General features: G+C 57.5%; 13 protein-coding genes. 7 read left to right on the plus strand and 6 right to left on the minus strand.

The annotated features are described in order from the left end of the window. Positions 1-36: 36 nt before the first annotated feature. The 4 genes from SH661x_RS11165 to ahcY form a co-directional block, all read right to left on the minus strand. On the minus strand, positions 37-3,636 hold the full coding sequence (locus SH661x_RS11165) for a hypothetical protein (protein WP_437230958.1): 3,600 nt from the start codon (positions 3,634-3,636) through the stop codon (positions 37-39). Between the two features lie 253 nt (positions 3,637-3,889). After that, a complete protein-coding gene (locus SH661x_RS11170; RefSeq protein WP_437230960.1) occupies positions 3,890-5,029 on the minus strand; it encodes a cysteine desulfurase family protein in 1,140 nt (379 codons plus the stop codon). 263 nt (positions 5,030-5,292) lie between these two features. Then, on the minus strand, positions 5,293-6,492 hold the full coding sequence (locus tag SH661x_RS11175) for a 3-dehydroquinate synthase (RefSeq protein ID WP_437230962.1): 1,200 nt from the start codon (positions 6,490-6,492) through the stop codon (positions 5,293-5,295). A 469-nt stretch (positions 6,493-6,961) separates the two neighbouring features. Then, positions 6,962-8,290 carry an adenosylhomocysteinase gene (gene ahcY / locus SH661x_RS11180; RefSeq protein WP_437230964.1) on the minus strand — a complete coding sequence of 443 codons (1,329 nt, stop codon included), beginning with the start codon at positions 8,288-8,290 and terminating at the stop codon, positions 6,962-6,964. Between the two features lie 372 nt (positions 8,291-8,662). Here ahcY and SH661x_RS11185 point away from each other — a divergent pair, with 372 nt between their 5' ends. Continuing rightward, positions 8,663-9,601, plus strand: coding sequence for a UDP-glucuronic acid decarboxylase family protein (locus SH661x_RS11185; protein WP_437230966.1), 939 nt, complete (start codon positions 8,663-8,665; stop codon positions 9,599-9,601). Positions 9,602-9,727: 126 nt separating this feature from the next. After that, complete coding sequence (glmS, locus tag SH661x_RS11190) at positions 9,728-11,563, plus strand: glutamine--fructose-6-phosphate transaminase (isomerizing) (RefSeq protein WP_437230968.1); 1,836 nt, start codon at positions 9,728-9,730, stop codon at positions 11,561-11,563. 58 nt (positions 11,564-11,621) lie between these two features. Here glmS and SH661x_RS11195 read toward each other — a convergent pair whose 3' ends face one another. Both SH661x_RS11195 and metK read right to left on the minus strand, forming a co-directional pair. Next, on the minus strand, positions 11,622-12,515 hold the full coding sequence (locus SH661x_RS11195; protein WP_437230970.1) for a sugar phosphate isomerase/epimerase family protein: 894 nt from the start codon (positions 12,513-12,515) through the stop codon (positions 11,622-11,624). A gap of 166 nt (positions 12,516-12,681) precedes the next feature. Next, positions 12,682-13,824: a methionine adenosyltransferase gene (gene metK, locus SH661x_RS11200; RefSeq protein WP_437230972.1), complete on the minus strand. Its 1,143-nt coding sequence runs from the start codon at positions 13,822-13,824 to the stop codon at positions 12,682-12,684. Between the two features lie 610 nt (positions 13,825-14,434). On the opposite strand from metK, the gene SH661x_RS11205 reads away from it, so the two are divergent. Genes SH661x_RS11205 through SH661x_RS11225 form a run of 5 tightly spaced genes read left to right on the plus strand, consistent with a single transcriptional unit; the run spans position 14,435 to position 21,865 of the window. Next, the gene (locus tag SH661x_RS11205) at positions 14,435-15,757 is read left to right on the plus strand and encodes a serine/threonine protein kinase (protein WP_437230974.1); all 1,323 of its coding nucleotides are present in this window, start codon (positions 14,435-14,437) and stop codon (positions 15,755-15,757) included. 36 nt (positions 15,758-15,793) lie between these two features. Continuing rightward, positions 15,794-18,565 carry a hybrid sensor histidine kinase/response regulator gene (locus SH661x_RS11210; RefSeq protein WP_437230976.1) on the plus strand — a complete coding sequence of 924 codons (2,772 nt, stop codon included), beginning with the start codon at positions 15,794-15,796 and terminating at the stop codon, positions 18,563-18,565. A 27-nt stretch (positions 18,566-18,592) separates the two neighbouring features. Further along, positions 18,593-19,030, plus strand: coding sequence for a response regulator (locus SH661x_RS11215; RefSeq protein ID WP_437230978.1), 438 nt, complete (start codon positions 18,593-18,595; stop codon positions 19,028-19,030). A 4-nt stretch (positions 19,031-19,034) separates the two neighbouring features. Further along, positions 19,035-19,508, plus strand: coding sequence for a chemotaxis protein CheW (locus SH661x_RS11220; protein WP_437230980.1), 474 nt, complete (start codon positions 19,035-19,037; stop codon positions 19,506-19,508). Beyond that, positions 19,508-21,865, plus strand: a complete 2,358-nt coding sequence (locus SH661x_RS11225) for a PDC sensor domain-containing protein (protein WP_437230982.1) — start codon at positions 19,508-19,510, stop codon at positions 21,863-21,865. The genes SH661x_RS11220 and SH661x_RS11225 overlap by 1 nt, the downstream gene beginning before the upstream one ends. Positions 21,866-22,046 lie beyond the last annotated feature (181 nt).

Raw genomic sequence — 22,046 nt, forward strand, 5'->3', positions numbered from 1 at the left:
CGGGATTCGACGGATTCGTCGCGATTTTTCTGGCTTTCAGCGCCAGCTTTGGAGTTCTCCTGCGAGCAGTCGGATCCGGCTCAGGAGTGCTTCACGGTGATGTTCGCAATACGCGGCCAGCCCGATGACTGCCGCGCCAAGTCCAATTCCGACGATCCACAGCAGGTGCGGGTTGTCGTAACTTCCGCGGACGATGAGGGCGATCAGATCGACGATGAGAAACGCTGTTCCCGTATAGACCAGTGAACGGACCCGCACCCCGATGGCCAGCAGGATGATTCCAACCGAGCTGATCATGAGTGTCAGCAGGTGAATCCAGCTTCCCTGAAGAATCTGGAACGTCGGGGAAACAAGGATCGTCAATGCACCGATGTACCGCAGGGGATCGTGAAAACCGACAGGCAGTTCTCGATCCAGAAGTTCTGCGAGCAGCAGAATGGACATGCCGATCGGAAGCAGGAACAGGAGCGGCTCGGTCCACCGCAGGTCATTCCAGAACAGCGCCAGTGTCAGGTTCAGGATCGCCAGCGACAGCACCCACCACCAGCGATTCTGAACTCGCAGACCATGCCCGAAGTAGAATCCCGCTGCCAGCAGCATTGCCAGCTTGCTCAATCCGACGATTGATGAATGAGACACAGCAGTGTGTTCAAAAATTCCAATCGCGACGGAGATCAACGGAAGCACCAGTGCGATTCTCTCGAACGGTTGTCTGATCAGAGAGTAGCCGACATGTCTGCTGCCGATCGCTGCGACTCCTCGATAAACGGCAGCCAGGCCGAGAAGTGCGAACATGGCCAGAACACCGTTCACAATCAGAATGCCATCCACAAACAGCACCGCCAGCAGTACGAGCAGCAGTCCCTGCCCGGCCCAGATCAGTTCCACGATCCGTGCCCGGCAACCCCACAAGGTTGCGAACGCAGCCAGCATGGAGAACACCGCAATCGTTCTGACGGCGTCAATTCCGTGTCCATGGACCAGAGTTTCAGCCAGCGAAAATGGGAGTGCTCCTGCGACCAGGCACAGCAGAGTGCCAACGTGGAGGTGCAGCACGTACTCGTTTTTGCTCGCGATGAATCTGCGAATGACCTCCACCGCCAGCAGACTCGCTGCGGAAAACAGAGCATACGGCATGAGATCAGATTGCTGGAGAATGGCTCCTTGCGGAACGAAGACGAGTCGCAGCAGTTGCCAATTGGCGATGCAGGCCAGCAAGGTGCCATTGAACAGATGCCCGGGGCTCCGCAGGTCAACGGCCAGGATGATTAACGCGAGAACTCCAGCGAGTTGGCACAGCCGATCTGTCATCGGCAGCGTGATGATGGCGAACACCAGCAACAGCGAAGGCAGAAGGGAATCGAGCACGCGGAATGGTGAACTGGCCAATGCTGCAGTGTTGTCGCTGGCATCCGTGGAGATGGAACGTCGACGGTGCTGGAGCAGGCGGTGTCCGAACAGCATCAGTCCGGATGTCATAACCCAGGAGATGGGAATTCGGTTTAAACAATAATGGCTGTCAGTCCACTGGACGAAGACGCAGGACACCAGCAGATTCGTCAGCAGAACGCCGGGAACAACCGGGATGGACGTTCGTTTCTCCATCGCTGCCAGCCAGCACCAGACCGCGAGCCCTGCTGCCGTCCAGATGATGTGAGGCGACGACAATTCAGTCAGCTGCATGATTCCAAGCACCGGAATGACCGGAACGCAGATCAATCCAAGCAGAATCACTCCACTGACAAGATGCAACGGTTTCTCGAAGGCACGACTGAGCCGCAGGTCCGGCTTCAAGGAGAGCAGTGATCCCGCGAGCCAGAGAATTCCCTGCGAAACGCAGACGGTTCTCAGAATGGTCTCGAACGTGAAGCCGGGACCAAAAAGGGATTCGTAAAAATGGGCGAGCAAGGTTGCATTCAGATAGAGACCCGTGCACAGCCCCAGCGGGAAGCTCAACCAGATCATCGAGTGAATGACCAGCAGACCCAGGCACGGGAGAGTGACATCCAGACCAATTGGCCACTCAGACGGAGTGAGCATGCTCCAGATGCTCCACACAGCGATCATCAGCGTGGTCACAAGGCTGGACGTCTGGCAGATTGCAACCGAACCGAGACTACCTGTCGCTCCAGGTTGAATTCGTTGGACAATACGATCGATCGTTCGCCCGGGGAGAAGCTGCAGCAGAGCAGCGATCATCAGGCAGTGTTCGGGAGCCAGGCCGGTGCTGACTGCTGGGAGCAACGTAGCTTGAAACACAGGGAATCCGTACGCTGCTCCCAGCAGTGCGGCGTTGGCAATCAGCAGCAGAGATTTCTTTTGATAGACGACAATCTGCAGGGCGAGAAGAACCAGCGATGTGATGCAGACTGGAAAGAGAGCTTTGGGGTGCCCGGTCGCTGCGATGAGCAGAAGGGATGTGATCCCGATGGAGGCCTGTTGCAGCGGGATGGAAAAGACCGGCATTCCCTTTCGCTTCAACCATCCGGACAGGCCGACAAAGCACAGCAGGATCGGTGAGTAGGTCAGGCCGTAAAAGGCATACGGAAGTTTCTGTTCGCGGACAGCTGCAGCGCCGGTCGCCACCACTTGCCGGGCGAATTCCAGAAAGAAGACCGGAGAGAACTGATAGGCGATCAGAGCACAAAGGATTGCCAGCCAGGTGAACGCCTGCAGCCCTGTCCTGCGCGCAATGCACACCATCAGGCCGGTGCAGATGGCTGCGGTCGGGACCAGGGCATACGGGGGAAAACGTGTCGTTGCCAGACTGAGCCCTGCGACGCACAGAAGCAGTCCGACAACCAGTGGCATCCCGATGCTCACAGGCACGCGTGTGATCGTCCCGCCAGTCCGCTCCTGAAAGACATTCCATAATGTGTCCGTGGTCAACAGCACGGGGACGGCGACCAGCGCACATCCAAGTCCCCACCACGGCATCTGTATCGACTCAGAGAATTGAACGGCAAAGAGTCCCAGAAACAGCCCGCCCAGCAAGGCGATCGGAAAGAAGCCGAAGATTCTGGGAAGCCGTTCCTCTTCGGTTAGCCAGAAGACATGGCGATTCACCTTCAGCGTTCCCGCTGTGAAGATTCCCCAGAGAAGCAGTGCACTGAAAGGGTCGGTCGAACGGGGGAGTGCGGGCAGAATGGCCCCTGCAAGACACAACGTGACGTAGGCCAGTTCGAAGGTCCGTTGTGGCTGTCGCAAGAAATGTCGAAGGAGCCGACTCGATGCGTACTGAGTCATGACGAGATTGACGACAAGCAACGTCAGCAACCCTGCCTGCGAACCCATGTTGACGAGCGACGTTGAGAACGACGGCTGAATCCAGTGGACAGCATGAAACGTCAGGGGGATCAGGGTGACCGTCAGGGCCATCAAAGCGGTCCCGGTCCGTCGAAGTCCCATCCGTAAGTACGTCACCTGACTCGCGACGTACACGATGGAGGTGTAGGCCATCAGGATCGCGTACTTTGCGACGGCTGCGTAATTCTCCCAATGCAGCGAAACCAGTCGCATCGACGATCCGAGCAGGAGGATCATTCCGATCCCAAGCATCCATTTGATATTTCGCTCCTGCAGAAAGCTGTCGAGGAAGCGGAGCAAGGGGGAACCGGATTCGGTGCTGGAAGACATCGTGTGATCCCTGACCTGAAGTGACGCGATGAATGGCGAAGCCGCCTTCACTCGTCCCCATTAACAAAAGGGATGCCACATTCGGGCTGCACCCCGATGAAGAGTCGCAACTTCAAGCGGAGTCACAGATAACGAGTTGCAAGAGGAAACTCGTTGAGTGGTTCCAAGCAAGATTGCAGCTCCGCACCTGCAGCCTTCATGCAGGTCGAAGACTGCGGTCGCTTGAGCAGAAAGAAGGGAAGTGCGACTCAGTTCAAGTCGTCGATTTCCATGTGCGCAGTCTGCGGACGGCTGCGGCGATCTTTGACACGGCCTCATCGATCTCCGCAGGGGTGTTCCAGACGCTGATGCTCAGACGCAGCGAAGAGAGCGCGACTTCTTTGGAGAGTCCCATTCCCAGCAGCACTGGTGAGGGTTCGGTCGACCCGCTGGCACAGGCACTCCCCAGCGAGCAGCAGATGCCTGCCAGATCCAGGGCAATCAACAGTGCATCGCCGTCACAACCCGGAAATGACATGTGCAGCGTGTTCGGCAGTCGGGAACCTTGATCACCGTTCACGATCGCGGGTGAGCACGCTGCAAGAAGCCCCGCCTGCAGGCGGTCCCGTAGGTTCGTGAGCGTCGCAGTGCGAGCCTCTCGATCCCGATGCCATTTCCGCAGGGCGAAACTCATTCCGGCAGCGAGGACCACTGGTTCCGTCCCCGGTCGCATTCCCTGTTCCTGGTACCCCCCGAGTAACACCGGCCGTAGCCGGGCTCCCTTTCTCACCAGCAGAACGCCGATTCCGCGGGGTCCATGAAATTTATGCGCAGCTGCACTGAGCGTGGTTGCCGGAAGATCGCGGAAACTGACGTCGATCTTCCCGACCGCCTGAACCGCATCCACATGCAGCGGGATCCTGTGCTCCAGACATCGCAGCGCAAGCGGCTTCAAGTCCTGAATCACACCCGTCTCGTTATGCGCCAGCAGCGAGGTCGCCAGAGAGACTCCCTCGAGTGAAAGATTCTGAAGTCCGAGCGGGTCGAGACGGCCGGAAACATCGATGGGCAGAACTTTCCGTTTCCATCCGGAGTTGATCAATCGCCGAACCGGTTCTTCCGTCGCGGGATGCTCCCCGGGCGGAAGGAGAATGGTCCCCTGCTCCGCCACCGCGAGTCCGGAAATAGCAAGGTTGGACGATTCCGTTCCGCCGGAGGTGAAGATCACTTCGTCCGGAGCGGCCTGCAGAATCTGGGCAATCGCTTCCCGGGAATCTTCAAGGACCTGTCGTGCCTTTCGACCTGCCAGATGTCTGCTGCCCGGGTTTCCCCAGGCCACCTGCGCGACGCGGTTCATCTCATCCAGCACTTCCGGGTCGAGAGGAGTGGTCGCGTTGTTATCGAGGTAAATCACCCCTGGGTCTCGCTGGTGTAAGAACGTGTTTGAAAAGTGGGAGGGCGAGGCTCCTGCCGAGCCGCGGACGTAAGATCGCGTCAGCTTTCTTGCGGCTCCGCAGGAGCGTCGCCCTCCCGAATCTGGATTGCGTTGAGATTTCAAAACACGCTCTAAGCAATCTGGAAGCGGTCGTATAAGAATCTTTTACCGCAAAGTCGCGAGGAACGCCAAGGGCCAGGGGGCCGTCGACTTCTCGATGCGTGTCGAACCAGGAGTCGCCGCTATGTCGCGGAGATCCCCGAGGCGGGCGAGCTTGCGGCGTGACGACGTCCGAAATCCATGACGTGGTCAATCGCTGTCTGCATCTGACCTTTGTCGATCTCATGAACGTTGATCGGCTGGCCGATCTTCTGCAGCATCGTCACGGTGAGCCGTCCCCCCAGATGCTGCCGGAATTCTTCCAGCCCCTGAAACAGTCTGGTCGAGTCTTTGAGTGCCGGGTGATGAAGGTTCAATCCCAGTTCCTTCAGGCAGTGCAGAACCCGCTGGGCATCTTCAGCCGGGAAACCGTGCACGAGTGACGAATACACTGTGTCGATCGCGACGCCGATGGCGACTGCTTCGCCATGTCGCAGTTCAAACTTCGTCATCGGCTCCAGCTTGTGGGCGGACCAGTGTCCATAGTCGAGCGGTCGAGCTTCCAGGACTTCGAACGGATCCCCCCCCTGGGTGATGTGCTGCAGGTGCAGCTGAGCGGCGCGACGCAGCACCGGCTGGACAGCTTCGGGGTTCCGCCGCCGAATCTGCCCCGCACATTGTTCGATGCGGTTGAACTCCTCCGGATCCTTAAGCAGTGCGACCTTGACCGCTTCCGAAAACCCGCAGAGAAAATCGCGGTCCGGGAGCGTCGAGAGCAGGGATTGATCATTGATCACTGCCCAGGGAACGGCAAATGTTCCGACCCAGTTCTTTTTCTCGAACAGATTCACGCTGTTCTTCACACCGACGCCCGAATCACCCTGTGCCAGCGTTGTGGTCGGCAGACGAATCAGGCGGATGCCCCGATGAGAAATCGCTGCGGCGAACCCCACGGCATCCAGCACCGCCCCTCCGCCAATCACGATCACGTAGCTGCGACGATCCAGATCAGCAGCATGGATGCACTTGAGCATCCGTTCGATGAGATGAATGTCGTTCTTGACCGCCTCTCCTCCGGGGCAGATCTGAATCTTTCCCGGCATTTGGAGCCGATCACGATTCGATTGAACGAACGCACGAATGCGAGCGGTCAGCTGCGGCTGCGCGCTCACAACATGCTCATCGATCCAGAACTGCACGCGGGGAGGAGTTTCGCCCGAAGCTTCAATCAGCTGCAGCAGGACATCCTGATCGTGTTGAAAGACGTCCTGAGTGAATCGCAGGCGATGAAGGCAAGGCACGGAAAACGTGACATCGCCATCGAAATGATCGTGAGCGTTCATGCGAATGGGATCGAGAAGGCAGGAATGCGGGCGGGGACAACGATGTTTCTGGAGAACGCTTCAGTCGCACCCGGGGGCTTCTTCAGACGTTCCACTTCGTGGGATCCATCAACTTAAGTTTGTTTATTCCCCTGAGCTGATGCAACCCTGCGGGACGAATGCTTATCAAGAATTCGACGGTCACTGCCGCGCCGGCCGGCTGGATCCGCTTCCCTCAGAACAGTTGGATCGATCCGGGGCGGTGTGCATTCAGCATCGTTCCAGATTCTCCGGATGGTGACGATTACAAGGAGGTGCGCCACGGGCCCTGCGGTCATAATGCGACAGACCAAAAAAAACAGCCGCACAGGACAACTGTGCGGCTGTTTCGCTCAATTCAAAAACGCCCAAAGGCATTTGGAGCCGGGGGGACAAAACCTCCTTGATGTGCGGCATTCAATCGCCGCACACCGCTTTTGTCCTTTGACTCTTAGTAACGGTAGTACTCAGGCTTGTACGGGCCTTCGACGGGGACGCCGAGGTAGTCTGCCTGAGCCTGAGTCAGCTTGGTCAGCTTGACCCCCAGCTGCTCCAGGTGAAGCCGGGCGACTTCTTCGTCCAGTTCCTTCGGCAGCACATGCACGCCGATTTCGTACTTCTCCGGGTTGTTCCACAGTTCGAGCTGTCCGAGCACCTGATTGGTGAAGCTGTTGGACATCACGAATGAAGGATGGCCGGTGGCACAGCCGAGGTTGACCAGACGGCCTTCGGCCAGGACGAGGATCGCCTTGCCGTTGGGGAAGACGTATTTATCGACCGGACCGCCGACATCGGAATCCTTCTTGATCTGGATCCGCTCGATATCCTTGCGGTTCTTCAGATAAGCAATGTTGATTTCCGAATCGAAGTGACCAATGTTGCAGACGATGGCGTTGTGCTTCATCTTTTCGAGGTGAGCCCCGGTGATGACGTCGATGCAGCCGGTGGTGGTCACGAAGATGTCGCCGAATGTAGCGGCTTCTTCCATGGTGGTGACCTGATACCCTTCCATCGCTGCCTGCAGTGCGCAGATCGGGTCGATTTCGGTGACGATGACGCGGGCACCGAAGCCGTCCATTGCGTCGGCACAACCCTTGCCCACATCGCCGTAGCCGCAGACAACAACCACTTTGCCTGCAACCATGACGTCGGTGGCGCGCTTGATCCCGTCAGCCAGGGATTCACGGCAACCATACAGGTTGTCGAACTTGCTCTTGGTGACCGAGTCGTTGACGTTAATCGCCGGCAGCCCGAGTTTCCCGGCAGCGTGCATCTGCACGAGGCGATGAACTCCGGTCGTGGTTTCTTCGGTCAGGCCTTTGATCCCCTGCATCAGCTCGGGGTATTTTTCGTGAACCATCAGGGTGAGGTCACCACCGTCGTCCAGGATCATGTTCAGTGGCTGTCCATCCGGCCAGAACAGAGTCTGTTCGATGCACCAGTTGAATTCTTCTTCCGTTTCGCCCTTCCAGGCGAATGTGGGGATCCCGGCCTCGGCCATGGCTGCGGCGGCCTGATCCTGCGTGGAGAAGATGTTGCAGCTGGACCAGCGAACTTCAGCACCCAGTTCGACAAGAGTTTCCATCAGAACGGCCGTCTGGATGGTCATGTGCAGGCAGCCTGCGATTCGTGCTCCCTTCAGCGGCTTGCTGGCCCCGTACTTCTTTCGCAGCGCCATCAGACCGGGCATTTCGTATTCTGCCAACTCGATCTCTTTGCGCCCCAGCCCAGCCAGTGCGAGATTCTTGACCTTGTAGGGAAGAGCTTCAACAACCGCCATAAGTCCATTCTCCGAATAAAGTTTTGATGTCTGAAAGCTGCCGGGGTATCCCGACACGGACACCGCGATTCCAGACCATGGTCGAGAGGTGACAGCCCGACTCCATCTTCGAACTCAGGAAAGACCTCGATCCTGACACGTCTCGCATGAGCACAATACTGAACGCGTATTCCGGAGTATAGGACAATCGGCAAATTTTCCGTAGTCGTTATCAATGGAACCGTGAGATCGGCCCCGGAAGACTCCGGCATTTCAAGTTCAGGCCCGCTGCACAGATGCAAAGAATTTCAAAACTCGGTAACAATGTGAGTGGGAGCAGGCCTGCCTCTCTGAAAGAGGTTCCCTCAGCAACAACCTAAAAAGGAAGCATTCATGGCGGCAGTGGTGGTGACCGGCGGAGCAGGATTTCTGGGAAGCCATCTGTGCGAACGGCTGCTCCGGGACGGACACGACGTGATCTGCGTGGACAACTTCTTCTCCGGACGAAAAGACAATATTCGCCACCTGATGGGAAATTCCCACTTCGAAGTGGTCCGGCACGACATTGTGCATCCGCTCGTGATTGAGGCGGATCTCATTTACAACCTCGCCTGCCCCGCATCTCCGGTCGCCTATCAGTACAACCCCATCAAGACCATCAAGACTTCTACCGTCGGCATGGTCAATATGCTGGGGATGGCCAAACGCTGCAAAGCACGCATCCTCCACACCTCGACTTCAGAAGTGTACGGCGACCCGGAAGTCCATCCGCAGCGGGAGGACTACTGGGGCCACGTGAATCCTTTGGGGCCGCGCAGCTGTTATGACGAAGGGAAGCGGGTCGCCGAGTCTTTGTGTGTCAACTACCACCTGGCCCATGGCGTCGACGTCCGCATCGTTCGGATCTTCAATACCTACGGTCCCCGGATGGATCCCAACGATGGCCGGGTCGTTTCCAACTTCCTCATGCAGGCCATTCGGGGTGAAGATCTGACGATCTACGGCGATGGCAGCCAGACCAGATCGTTCTGCTACGTGGACGATCTGATTGAAGGCTTCATCCGGATGATGGAACAGGATGACGAAATCGGGCCGGTCAACCTGGGCAACCCTGTTGAGAACACAATGCTGGAACTGGCCGATGCCGTGCTGAAGGTCGTCGGTTCGAAGTCGAAGCTGAAGCAGGTCCCACTTCCGCAGGACGACCCGAAACGCCGCTGTCCGGACATCACCAAGGCGCGTACACTTCTGAAATGGGAGCCGCAAGTCTCTCTGGCAGAGGGCCTCAAGCGGACTGCGGAATACTATCTGGAAGAAGCGAAGAAGAAGTAGAGCCCTTCACTTCAATTCGATTCGATCAGAACCGTTTTGCTCCATACTGAATGTGTGGGGCAAAACAGTTCCAGTTCATCCGCTGCCCCTGCTCCGAATGAAATTGCACTCAAAGGAAACAGGCGTATGTGCGGAATCGTCGGTTATCTGGGATCGTCACCGGCCGTTCCACACCTGATGGCTGGACTGAAGCATCTGGAATATCGCGGGTACGACTCTGCGGGCCTCGCGACCTGGCACGATGGGAAACTGGAGGTCCGTCGCAGTGTCGGTCCGGTCTCTGCTCTGGAAGCCGAAGTGGCGAAGAACCCGCCGCAGGGATCACTGGGGATCGCCCACACCCGCTGGGCCACCCACGGCAAGCCATCTATCGAGAACGCTCACCCCCAGCGGGACGCCAGCGGTAAAATTGCAATTGTCCATAACGGAGTGATTGAAAATCAGGCTGCGATCAGAAAACTCCTGCTGGAACAGGGAATTGAGTTTCACAGCCAGACCGACACCGAAGTGCTCGCACAACTGATCGGGATGTACTACCGGCAGTGCGGGCAGTTCGAGTGCAGTGTCCGTGAAGCCTTGCAGATGGTTGAAGGAACCTTCGGGCTGGCGGTTCTCTGTGCGGACGAACCTCGCACGATGATCGTCGCGAGAAACGGCAGTTCTCTCATTGTGGGGATGATCCGCGAAGGGGAATATCTCGTTGCTTCGGATCCAGCGGTGCTGGCGGGGCATGCTTCACACGCAGCTTTTCTGAAAGATGGTGAACTGGGTATCGTCACGGAAGCGGGGTTTGAGCTCTCGACCATCGATTCGAAACCGGTCAGCGTCACGCTGGAGTCGATCGACGACAAGCTGGAGAAGATTGAACTCGGCGAGTTCCCGCACTACATGCTCAAGGAGATTCACGAACAACCGGAGAGTTTGCGGACCGCCCTGCAAGGCCGCATCGACTCCCAGAAAGCAACAGTCACTCTTGGTGGACTGGCAAACCTTGAACGACAACTCAGCCATGTGAAGCGGGTGCTGCTGTTCGGATGTGGAAGCGCGTGGCACGCCGGTTTAATCGGTGAATATCTCATTGAAGAACTTGCCGGGCTGCCAACCGAGGTCCAGTATTCCAGCGAGTTGAGATACCGTAATCCACTGATCGAAGAAGGGACTCTGGCGATCGCCATTTCCCAGTCCGGTGAAACCGCTGATACCCTGGCCGCGCTGCAGGAAGTCCGAACGCGCGGGGCGACGGTCCTGGGGATCGTCAACAACGTCGGTTCGTCCATCGCGCGTGAAACGGATGCCGGTGTCTACCTGCATGTCGGACCGGAAATTGGGGTTGCCAGTACAAAAGCGTTTCTGGGACAGGTCGCGGTATTGTCGATGATCGCTGCCTACCTGGGGCGTCGTAAGCACCTCTCCCGGGATGCACTGGCGGCCTTCCTTGCAGAACTCGATTCCATTCCCGAGGCGATCTCAAAAGTCCTTGAAGGGGAAGATCGCATCCGGGCCATCGCGGCCAGGTATGCCGGCCGGCAGAATTGGCTGTACCTCGGTCGAGGCATCAACTACCCGACCGCTCTGGAAGGGGCCCTTAAGCTGAAGGAAGTCAGTTACATCCACGCGGAGGGTCTCCCCGCAGCGGAAATGAAGCATGGCCCGATTGCAATGATCGATGAAGGGATGCCCGTCGTTGTCATCGCGACAAAGGACGTCACCTATCAGAAGATTCTCTCGAACATCGAGGAAGTCCGCAGCCGTGGCGGTGAGGTGATCGCAATTGTGAACCAGTGCGATCCCCAGATGGCACAGTTGGCAGCGGAAGTGATCGAGGTTCCTTCCACGATGCCGTTACTGTCGCCACTGCTGGCGAGCATCCCGCTACAACTGCTCGCGTATCATGCCGCGCTGATTCGGGGGTTGAATGTGGACAAACCCCGGAATCTGGCAAAAAGTGTCACGGTGGAGTGAGACGTGAAGTCACGTTTAGCCACACACTTCAAGTGTGTGGCTAAACGCTGAAAACTCATCAAAGATCGAGCAGTTCGTTCATGAGCTGCGCGGTGTCTTCCAGTGACTTGTCCGGTCCCTCGCGGGTGGCCCAGCCGGTGTACTCGATCTGCTTCAGAGCAGCGCGCACTGCCGGCCAGTCAACGTCCCCTTCGCCCAGGCGGCAGAAGCCGTTCTTCTCACCCCAGTCCTTCACGTCCAGCTTGCCGATGCGCGGCCCGAGCATGACGATCCATTCTTCCGGCTTCCCGAACTTCCGGACGTTTCCGATGTCAAAATAGACCCCGCACCAGGGGCTGTTGATCTCATCGATGTAATCTCGCAGCAGTTCCGGCTTCTCACAGAAGCCGTTCCAGACGTTCTCGATGAGAATCTTGATCTGTGCTTCTTCCGCGACCGGAAGTGCCTTGCGGATCTCAACGATCGACCGCTTCCAGACGTCGTCATGGGTTTCGTCCGGTCCGGTCACTTTGCCCGGAACGAGCAGAACCGCGGAACCGCCGATGGCCTTGGTGTCGTGAATCGCCTGAATGAGTGCCTTCAAGCCGACTTCACGCACCGCGGGATCGGGAGAGGAGAGCCGCTCGTTCCAGTGCACGCTGTCCACGACACCGTGAATTGGGAAGTTCGTCTTGGCGACTGCCTGCTTGGCCAGCTCAACGTCGATTCCGGGGCTGTCGGCTTCAATCCCGTCGAATCCAAGGCGACGATATTCCTCCATCGTCTTGATCATCTCTTCGAGATTCGAACCGATCCTTCCGCCCTTATTGGACTTGAAGATCTTCCCTTTGTTCGCGTGCGTCCGGGGCGCGGACTCAGCTGCAAAGAGCGTTGAGGACAGGGGGAGTGCAGCTCCGGCGAGTGCAAGGGAGGAGGCCTTGAGAAACTCTCGGCGATCGGCGTTGAAGCGCATTGTGAAATCCTTCGTCAACATCAGGAAAGCCCGTGGAACACTTTCAGCATATCAACGAAAAACCCCGACTGTCAGCCAGCCGGGGTTCGTTCGAAGAGCAAATTTTCACATTGACTTGCGCTCTGTTGCCTCGATTGACGCCAGAGCAGCAATTATGTGCGCGAAATCAGCTGACAGCCTTTTTCAGGGCGTCTGCCTTGTCGGTGTGCTCCCAGGTGAATTCTGCTTCATCGCGACCAAAGTGCCCGCCGCTGGCGGTCTTGCGGAAGATCGGACGACGCAGCTGCAGGTGCTTGATGATTCCCTGCGGAGTCAGCGGGAACAGCTCTCGCACGGCTGATTCGATCTTGGTCTCAGCGACTTTCGCCGTGCCATGGGCATCGACATTGATGCTGACCGGCTCAGCGACGCCGATGGCGTAGGCCAGCTGAACTTCGCAGTCGTCGGCCAGTCCGGCAGCGACGATGTTCTTCGCAACGTAACGGGCCATGTAGGCAGCCGAGCGGTCCACCTTCGTGGAGTCTTTTCCGCTGAAGGCACCCCCCCCGTGGCGGCCCCAGCCGCCGTAGGTGTCGACGATGATCTTACGTCCGGTGAGGCCGGAGTCCCCGTGCGGTCCGCCGATGATGAACTGGCCGGTCGGGTTGACGTGGTACTTGGTTTCCTTCGTCAGCAGTTCGGCAGGAACCGTGGCGGGGATGATCTTCGTACGGACGTACTCTTCGATTTCCTTCTGCTTCACTTTGTCGGAATGCTGAGTCGACAGAACGATGGCGGTGATTCCGACCGGCTTTCCGTCAACATACTTGATGGAAACCTGGCTCTTGCTGTCCGGGCGGAGCCAGTCGACGTCGTTTTCCTGGCGGAGCTTGGTGAGCAGATTGAGGATCCGGTGTGACAGAGCGATCGGAAGGGGCATCAGTTCCGGGGTCTGATTGCAGGCGAATCCGAACATCAGTCCCTGGTCGCCGGCCCCGTCGGCATCCACGCCCATGGCGATGTCGGCACTCTGCTGGTGCAGACGATTGACGTACTCGAAAGTGTCGGCGTTGAAGCCGATGTCATCGCTGGTGTAGCCGATTTCGCGAACAGCGTTTCGGACCACCTTCTCCATGTCGATCTTGGCGTCCGTCCGAATTTCTCCGGCGGTCACGAGGAAGTCGGTTGTGCAGAGCGTTTCGCACGCACAACGGGACGTCGGGTCCTGTTCCAGCATGGCGTCCAGCACGGCGTCCGAAACCTGATCGGAGACCTTATCGGGATGGCCCATGCTGACTGATTCACTGGTGAAGATAAAAGACCGAGACATTCCGTTTCCTTAGCTCCATAAGTACTGAAATTGGCGACTACTCCAGTGCAGGAAGAGTCGAACTGGACAGAAATTAGCTGATTCGCCGGGAGAATTCCCGTCAAGTCACTGAAATGACGAGCATTTTAGTGGGATGAATATGGAATCTCTACCCTGATGGAGGCCAGTTTGTGACCAAAAGGCTCCCGGTCGGCATCGGCGAGCGGGGCGTTGCCGGATAGGAAACTCCCGTCCGCCCCCCCCTTCTTTTGTGACGTGAACTGGATCTGGCGTTCTCCTGACCCGCACCGGTCTGACACGGGAAATTCGGACTTCAAGTGCTGTGGAGCGAGTTTTCAGGTCCTAGACACTCCGAACCGATGGGTTCTTGTTCGGCGGGGGCGGAAATCCCAAAAAAGTTACCGCTTCCGCCCAGATTATGACCTAACTCTCCTTAGGCCCCCTTTGTTTGTGGCTTTTTTGCCACATGCACGGGCGGTCGATCAGGGGTTCCCCGGCAGCGCTCCAACGGGCCCCCCCCCAGAGAGTTTGAGATTACGCCTGAATTCAAGTGCTCCGCTGAACAGAACGCAGTGGAGGCGGCATTGGCCGCATGTAAGGACCGTGCACCATGGGTCAGTCTGTGCATCAACCCGACGGAACATGGCTGGAAGGGAATTCCAGCGACAACTGTCAGTCCCTGGCAAAGACAGTCAAGCTGTCCATGTCTCCAGAGACGGAGCGCGCCCAGTTTGCGCCCGGCACGATGATCGGGAAATACAGCATTTCTCAATTCCTCGGACGCGGAGGAATGGGTGAAGTCTATCTGGCGATCGACTCTCTTGTCGAACGTGAAATTGCCCTGAAAGTCCTGCCTGCACATCTGTTAAACAAAAAGTCCTCCCTTCCTCGATTCCTCGCGGAGGCACGTGCGGTCGGGAAGCTGATGAATCAGCACACCGTCACTCTGTTTGAAATTGGCGAGCACGAAGGGGGATACTTCCTGGCGATGGAATTCGTCGGCGGGGGATCCATCGCAGACCTCGTGGCCGGACGAAAGCCGGTTGCCTGGGGCCGAGCCACCCGTTTCGCCTGGGAAGTCACCAAAGGACTCGCCTCCGCACACGCAGCCGGCCTCATTCACCGGGACATCAAGCCGGAGAATCTGCTGCGGACCAACGACGATCACATCAAGATTACAGATTTCGGACTCGCCAAATCCGTCGATCCCCTTTCGGAGTCGACGCTGAACCTGACGTGCCCCGGGGATCTGCTGGGGACCCCGTACTACATGAGCCCTGAACAGTTCATGGGAGAACCGACAGATGCCCGGACGGACATCTATTCTCTGGGGGCAACGTACTACCAGATGCTCACGGGATGTGCTCCCTACGATCATTTGTCGAACCTGATTCAACTGGCACAGGCACACTGTCACCGGCCTCCGTGTGACCCCCGGGGAATCGTTCTGGAGATCCCGCAGGCGTGTGCCGACATCGTCACGAAGTCGATGGCCAAGGATCCGGCAGATCGCTTTCAATCCGCACACGAAATGGGGGAAGCACTTCGCAGCGTTCTGGTGAATGCTCCTCCATCCATCTGGCTGGTCGAGCCCTCGTTGCTGCAGGCTCGTGCGACCGAAAGACAGCTGCGCCAGATGGGGGTCAACGATATCCGGATCTGGCCGACCATCAGCGCCACTGTCAATGCACTCCGCACGGAGCTTCCCGGTGCGATCCTGTCTGCAATGCACTTTGACGACGGAGTCGCTGAGGACTTGCTGCTCTATCTGCGGCATCAACCGGGAACCTCCCGCATTCCCTGCTTCCTGATTTCCAGTGCAGCCTCCGCTGAATCAATCGCCCAAAGTCTTCCCGGACGTCCTCCTGTTCTTCCCAAGCCGTTGACCCGGGAATCTCTTTCACAGGTTCTGCGCCACATTGCCAACCCTTGATCTTCCACTCGAACATCTCTGAAGAGTGCCGCACCCGTGGACCCCTCCCTCCTCCAGGAATTTGTTCTCGAAGCCAGTCACAGCCTCGAAACGGTCGAGCAGGAACTGCTGACCCTGGCGAAGACTTCGGATCCGAACGTCATTCAGCGCATCTTTCGCGCGCTGCACAGCATCAAGGGGTCGAGCACATTTCTGGAATTGCGATCCATCGAACGCGTGGCCCATCAGGCCGAATCGTTGCTGGATCCACTGCGTCTGAAACAACGGGAAGTCACACCGGAAGTCGTCGATACGCTCCTGCAGTGCATTGACGACCTGCAGAAGATGCTGCGTGATGTTGATCAGGGGGAAAGTGACGTCAGCACCGCCGAATCAGAATCGCAGTCGGCCAACACTCAGTCGTGGAATCCTCAGGCGATCGGGCAGCAGACTCCCGCTTCGGCAAATGGCGAATCTCTGGCGACCACGATGATGATTTCCCGTCAGGAAATCGCGCCGGCGGCGCTCGGTGGCCTGCTCCCCTCTCCCGGCGTTGCGAAGAACATCGATGCACGACCTTCAATCTCCTCTCCGGCGAACGACTCAACCTCGCCTCCTCCGGCATTGGGCCGCACCTTCTCCACAACGGCATCTTCTGAAGATGCCATCGCTCTGAAGTCACTGAGCAAGAAGCCCGCCCGTGCAGGAGGCGACTCCGGTGAGAAGGAAGGAGACAAGGGAAGCGAAGAACGCTACATGCGGGTGAAGGTCGGATTTCTGGATGAACTGTTGCAGCTGACCGGCAACATGGTCATGGCCAGAAACCAGCTGCTCACGAAATACGATTTCCCGGACGATCCATCGTTCCTCACGCTCTCGCAGTGCGTGACAAAGGTCCACAAGTCGATCGTCCAGACCCGCATGCAGACGATCGGGACGTTGTTCGATCGTTGCGAACGCCTGGTTCATGACCTGTGCCGACAGCTTGGCAAAGAAGCAACGCTGTTTGTTCACGGGCGGGACCTGGAGCTGGATCGCAGCGTGCTGGAATCGTTCGCCGATCCGCTCATGCACCTGATCCGGAATGCTGTGGATCACGGGCTCGAATCTCCGGCTGACCGACAGGCAGCGGATAAGCCGCGTGCGGGGACCCTGAAACTTTCCGCACGTCAACAGGGCTCGGAAATCGTCCTCATCCTCGAAGATGACGGTAAGGGAATTAATCCACAGGAAATCAAACAGAAGGCTGTCTCCCGCAACCTGATCTCTCAGGAAGAAGCGGACGCCATGCCCTACCGGCAGATTGTCGACCTCATCTTCCGTTCGGGATTCTCGACCCGGGAAGAAGTCAGTACCGTCTCCGGTCGCGGAGTCGGACTGGATGTTGTCCGGAACAATCTTGAAGCGATGGGCGGGGTCGTTGAAGTCCAGAGCACCATCGGGAAAGGGACCGTCTTCGTCGCCCGGGTTCCGCTGGCGCATGCGTTGATATCTTCGTCATTGATCTCCGCACTCATCATTGCACAGGACGATGAACGATTCGCCATCCCGCAGACGTCGATTGATGAAATCATCAAGGTCGATCGTTCCATCGAGAACTCTCAACTGAAGATTCTCAATGGCCGGATGGTGTATCAGCTGCGGGAAATGCTGTTGCCGGTCATTCCGCTAGACCTTGTCCTGCACGAAGAGCAGGTCGAGCCACGCATCGAAGATCAGCTCGGACGCGTGCTGGTGGTGATGCAGTACCGCCAGAAAATGTTCGGTCTGATTGTCGATTCCATTGTCGGTGTCGAAGAGATTGTTGTCCGGCCATTGCCGGAACTGGTCAAGGGGAGCAAAGTCTTCTCCGCACACACCGTCCGCGGCGACGGACAGGTTGCTTTGATTCTCGACAGTGCCGGGATCATCGAATCGGAAAGCTTCCATTTTGCCGAAACCGGGGGCGCCCTCGCCCCTGCTCTGCGGAACTTTGACGAACCGGTCAATGTCAGCCAGCGGCTCGTGGTCTTCAGCTACGCGGACCATGAACACTATGCCGTTCCCCTGGAGATGATCTCTCTGATCGAGAAGGTCAATCTCAAGCAGCTGCGCCGCGTCGGCGGTCAGGAATATCTGCAGATCATGCAGCGGACGCTGCCGGTGATGCGACTGGATCAGGTCATGGGAGTCGACCCCTTGGCGGATCTGGAAGACGCTTACGTGCTGATCCCCGCCCGGGTCAGTTTCCCGATCGCCATCCTCGCAGGCCGGCATGTCTCCGTTGTCGATGCTGTCGAACAGTATGAATCACGTCTCAGCGACGGTCAGGGAATGCTGGGGACGTTCATGGATCAGGATCGGCTGGTCATGCTGCTGGACTTGTACCGGCTGTTCGAACGGCATTCCCCGGAGCGGTTCCGTCAGACTCCGATCGAACAGAAGCCTGCACATATTCTTGTTGCCGAAGACAGTTCGTTCTTCCAGAACCTGCTTCGAAGTTACCTCGAGAACCCTCCCCGCAAGCTCACAATCGCATCGGACGGACAGCAGGCGCTGGAAATTCTGCAGTCTCGCCCGCACGAATTCGATCTGGTCATCTCCGATATCGAAATGCCCCGCATGGACGGATTCGAACTCGTCCAGAAGATTCGCATGGATCCCCGGCTGAGAAACCTGCCGGTTCTTGCGATGACCTCACTCGCCTCTCCAGAGCACATGGAACGCGGACTGCGGGAAGGATTCGATTCCTACATGATCAAGATCGACAAGGAACAGCTCCTCACCACGCTGGATCGGTTTCTGCTGTTGAGAGATCAGAAGCGGTTGCAGGCACTGGCCAAGAATTGACAGCAAGCGAGTCCCGGAATTTCCTTCATGAGCGTTTCTGACGAAACACGTTCCCGACCCCGAATTCTGATCGCCGAAGACACTCCGATGTTCCAGACCGTCATGCGACGATGCCTGGAGCAGCTGGGCTGTGAAATCGTCGTGAAAGGGGATGGCCGGCAGGCACTCGACCTGTTGCTGGAAGACCCTGTGACATTTCAGCTGCTGGTGTCCGATCTGGAAATGCCGGAACTGGACGGGTTCTCGCTGGTCCGGGAAATCCGTGCTCATCCGGTCCTCGGCAGCCTGCCTGTCATCGCGTGCAGCTCGCGTACGGAACCGGAATATGAAGCCCAGGCACTCGCGGCCGGCTTCGATGCGTATCTCGTGAAACTGAATGAAGAACAATTGAAGAAAACGGCCGCGTTGTGGCTTGTGCGAGGCATACGACGACAACCGGTCCGGGATCTGCAGGAACAAGGTTAAGCAGATGCAAATCGTCACGTTCACATCAGCCGGTGGGGTCTACGGGATCCCGGTGCTGGCTGTCGAAGAATTCTTTCGGCCCGTGGGAATGACCCGTGTTCCACGGTCGGATCGTCGCGTCGCCGGGCTGATGAATCATCGTGGAAAGAGTGCCACGGTGCTCAATCTGCAGCAATGCTTTCATCGCTCAAAGGAAGTGGCTCCCGCGCATCCCAAGATGATCCTTCTGGAAACCGCAGGACGACTCACCCGCGAAGCCATCTCTGCGGGCGTTCGTGCACCCGAAGAACCGACAGTTCTGCTGGTCGACCGCATTCTCGACATAATCAGTATTGGTCATGCAGATCTCCACGAACGTCCTGCACATATCTCAGAAAAATTTATTGCCGGGATTCTCCGTCAGGGCAGTGACTATGTTTCACTGATCGACCTCGTTTCTCTCGTCGACGAAATTCACCAGCATTCGAGTAAGAACTGATGTCCACAGCTACCTTACCAGCTCCGAAATCCTCAACCGCCACCCATGGTGACGGCAAGTTCAGTATCTTCAGTCCGGTCATCACGGTCGAACACCGCGAGTTCTACGAACGGATCGTCTCGCAACTCAACGGGATTTTCCCCATCTGCACCCAGGGAAAGTGCACCGCTGTTGAAGTGAGTGAAGATGCCACCGAGCAGGAGCAGGTCACAGATCTGATGAAGCGGGTCGAAAGCTTCTCCGGTGAGTTGCTGGACGTCACCAAACAGCTGTTCGACCAGTTTTATCAGGCGAAAGAACACTTCTGCCGGATGCTGCATGGAACGACAGCTTACGTCAAAATCAATCTGATGGACCGGAACCTGCTCGAGCGGACCTGCGACGTCCGCTGGTGGGCTCTGGAAACCGCCTTCGGCGACTGTATTTCCTTGACGCATCAGGTCGAAGCCCGTCTGGATGCGCTGCAGGCTGTAATCGAAACAACGCCCGCTGGAAAAACCTTGCGGAAATGCCGCGAGCAGAACGAACTCTGGCAGGTCCACGCCAACGCCAATGCCGGGCTCTCCAGCTGTCTGAGCTCACTTGCCGAGAAGGCTGCGGACGATCAGCAGGCAGAGATGAACGCTCTGGCCAAAGATGTGACCACTGTCTACCAGAAGGCTCAGTTTGCCTGCGACCGTCTGGAAGACATCAACAGCTCCTACACGCTGTATCGCGATCTGGTGATCGTCAGCAAACGGGGAATGGTCATTGCCAACTCGAACAAAGCGACCCGTTCACGCGTGCTGGGTCTGAATGTTTCTGAGGAGAACTGGTTCCAGAAAGCCCTCGCCACCAAAGACGGGACGCAGTACCACGTCGAGGACCTAACGGAATCGAGCGTCGAAGAACATCAGAGCCTCGTTTACTCCGCAGCGATTCGCGAAAACAGCGACAACTACGGCAAGATCATCGGTGCCATGGGGATCTTCTTCGATTTCCAGGGCGAAGCCGAAATGATCCTGAAGGATCATATGCCTGTTGCTCACGAGGGGGACTACGTCGAAGACGGCTGGTATTCGTTCTTCACCAACTCCGAAGGGACGGTCATTGCCTCCAGCGACTCCGCCCTGATTGAACCCGGCAAAACAGCCCACATCGCCCGGGCCCATCGGTTCCCGGCTGTCGGCCAACTCCCGATGTCCTACTCCGTGATGGAAGGACGGGACTGCGCCCTGTTCTCGGCACGCACTGACGGATACCTGGACTACCCCGGACTGGGCTGGTCTTCGCACTTCATTGTGCCGAAGGATCAGATCTTCCGAAGCGCATCGAGCATCTCGGAACTCGGGATCAGTATTGATGAACTGATGCAGTCACGGCTCGTGCCGGAGATCAACAAGCAGACCTTCGCGAAGGTGCAGGACGACAAGGAGTCGATTCAGCTGATTTCGCTCAACGGGATCGTCTTCGCGTCCAAGCTCGGCAAGCGCGGAGGTGCTCTGGGACCGATCTTCGACCAGATCAAGCAGACTGGCGAAATCACCACCAGCAAGATGGAAGACCTGCTGAAGGAAATGGCCATCGGCGAGTTGCAGTTGAACTTCCAGGCACTGGAAAACTTCTCCAAGCAGGCCATTGATCTGCTCGACCGCAATCTGTTCGAGCGAGCTGCCGACGTCCGCTGGTGGGCGACCGATCAGTTTTTCTGGACGGCACTTCAGGATCCGACCCCGGAAAACTTCCAGCGTGCAGCGCATCGCATGGAAGTCATCAACGGGTCGTACACCATGTATCGGAATCTCGTTCTGGCGAATCGCAACGGAGAGATCGTCGCCAGCGCCCGGAACGAAGACCGCCATCGCCTTCGGACAGTGAGCGTTTCGGACGACCCCTGGTTCCTCATGGCGATGCGACAGGCCAACTCCAGCGAGTACGCTGTTCAGGATGTGCAGAAGTCGAAGCTCGAATCCTATAAGGAACGTTCGCTGATCTACTCCGGAGGAGTGCGACTCAACGGGGCCCGGGAAGGAGATCCAATCGGTGTCGTCGGAATCCTCTTCGACTGGGACACGGAAGGGAAAAAGATTCTCACCACCTGCCTGCCGAAGACACGGGGAGGAGAGCTGATCGACGGTTGTGCTGCGTTCTATACCAACTCCAATCGCGAGATCATCGAGACCACGGATCCGGAACATTTCCCGGTGGGGGCGATCATCGATCTCCCGGCCGCTCATACGAAAACCAAAGCGGGACAATCGGCTTCAGGGTTGTTTGTCCGCAACGGTCAGCGTTACATCCTGGGCTCTTCGCGGACCAAGGGGTATCGTGAATATGCGGGGCTGGGCTGGTCTGCACACGTCGTTCGCCCCATCTAATCGTTGCTGCCCGGGGACGTCATTCACGATCCACATGCCGCTTCATCGCATTCTCCTCAAGAGAGTCTCATCAGACTTTCTGTGTGGAGAACGCGATGCACACGCTGTTGCTGAACAATGTGTGATTCCACTAGAACTCAGGTGCAGGACCATGCACTGAGAGACTCACTCCTGGCGGAAA

It is taken from the genome of Planctomicrobium stercoris (genome assembly GCF_051465655.1).
Classification (GTDB): domain Bacteria; phylum Planctomycetota; class Planctomycetia; order Planctomycetales; family Planctomycetaceae; genus Planctomicrobium.

What these genes read in the sequence shown, in the direction of transcription:
- SH661x_RS11165 (WP_437230958.1), bottom strand. Translation starts at nt 3,636, where the DNA reads ATGTCTTCCAGCACCGAATCCGGTTCCCCCTTGCTCCGCTTCCTCGAC.
- SH661x_RS11175 (WP_437230962.1), bottom strand. Translation starts at nt 6,492, where the DNA reads ATGAACGCTCACGATCATTTCGATGGCGATGTCACGTTTTCCGTGCCT.
- ahcY (WP_437230964.1), bottom strand. Translation starts at nt 8,290, where the DNA reads ATGGCGGTTGTTGAAGCTCTTCCCTACAAGGTCAAGAATCTCGCACTG.
- SH661x_RS11185 (WP_437230966.1), top strand. Translation starts at nt 8,663, where the DNA reads ATGGCGGCAGTGGTGGTGACCGGCGGAGCAGGATTTCTGGGAAGCCAT.
- glmS (WP_437230968.1), top strand. Translation starts at nt 9,728, where the DNA reads ATGTGCGGAATCGTCGGTTATCTGGGATCGTCACCGGCCGTTCCACAC.
- SH661x_RS11195 (WP_437230970.1), bottom strand. Translation starts at nt 12,515, where the DNA reads ATGCGCTTCAACGCCGATCGCCGAGAGTTTCTCAAGGCCTCCTCCCTT.
- metK (WP_437230972.1), bottom strand. Translation starts at nt 13,824, where the DNA reads ATGTCTCGGTCTTTTATCTTCACCAGTGAATCAGTCAGCATGGGCCAT.
- SH661x_RS11205 (WP_437230974.1), top strand. Translation starts at nt 14,435, where the DNA reads ATGGGTCAGTCTGTGCATCAACCCGACGGAACATGGCTGGAAGGGAAT.
- SH661x_RS11215 (WP_437230978.1), top strand. Translation starts at nt 18,593, where the DNA reads ATGAGCGTTTCTGACGAAACACGTTCCCGACCCCGAATTCTGATCGCC.
- SH661x_RS11220 (WP_437230980.1), top strand. Translation starts at nt 19,035, where the DNA reads ATGCAAATCGTCACGTTCACATCAGCCGGTGGGGTCTACGGGATCCCG.
- SH661x_RS11225 (WP_437230982.1), top strand. Translation starts at nt 19,508, where the DNA reads ATGTCCACAGCTACCTTACCAGCTCCGAAATCCTCAACCGCCACCCAT.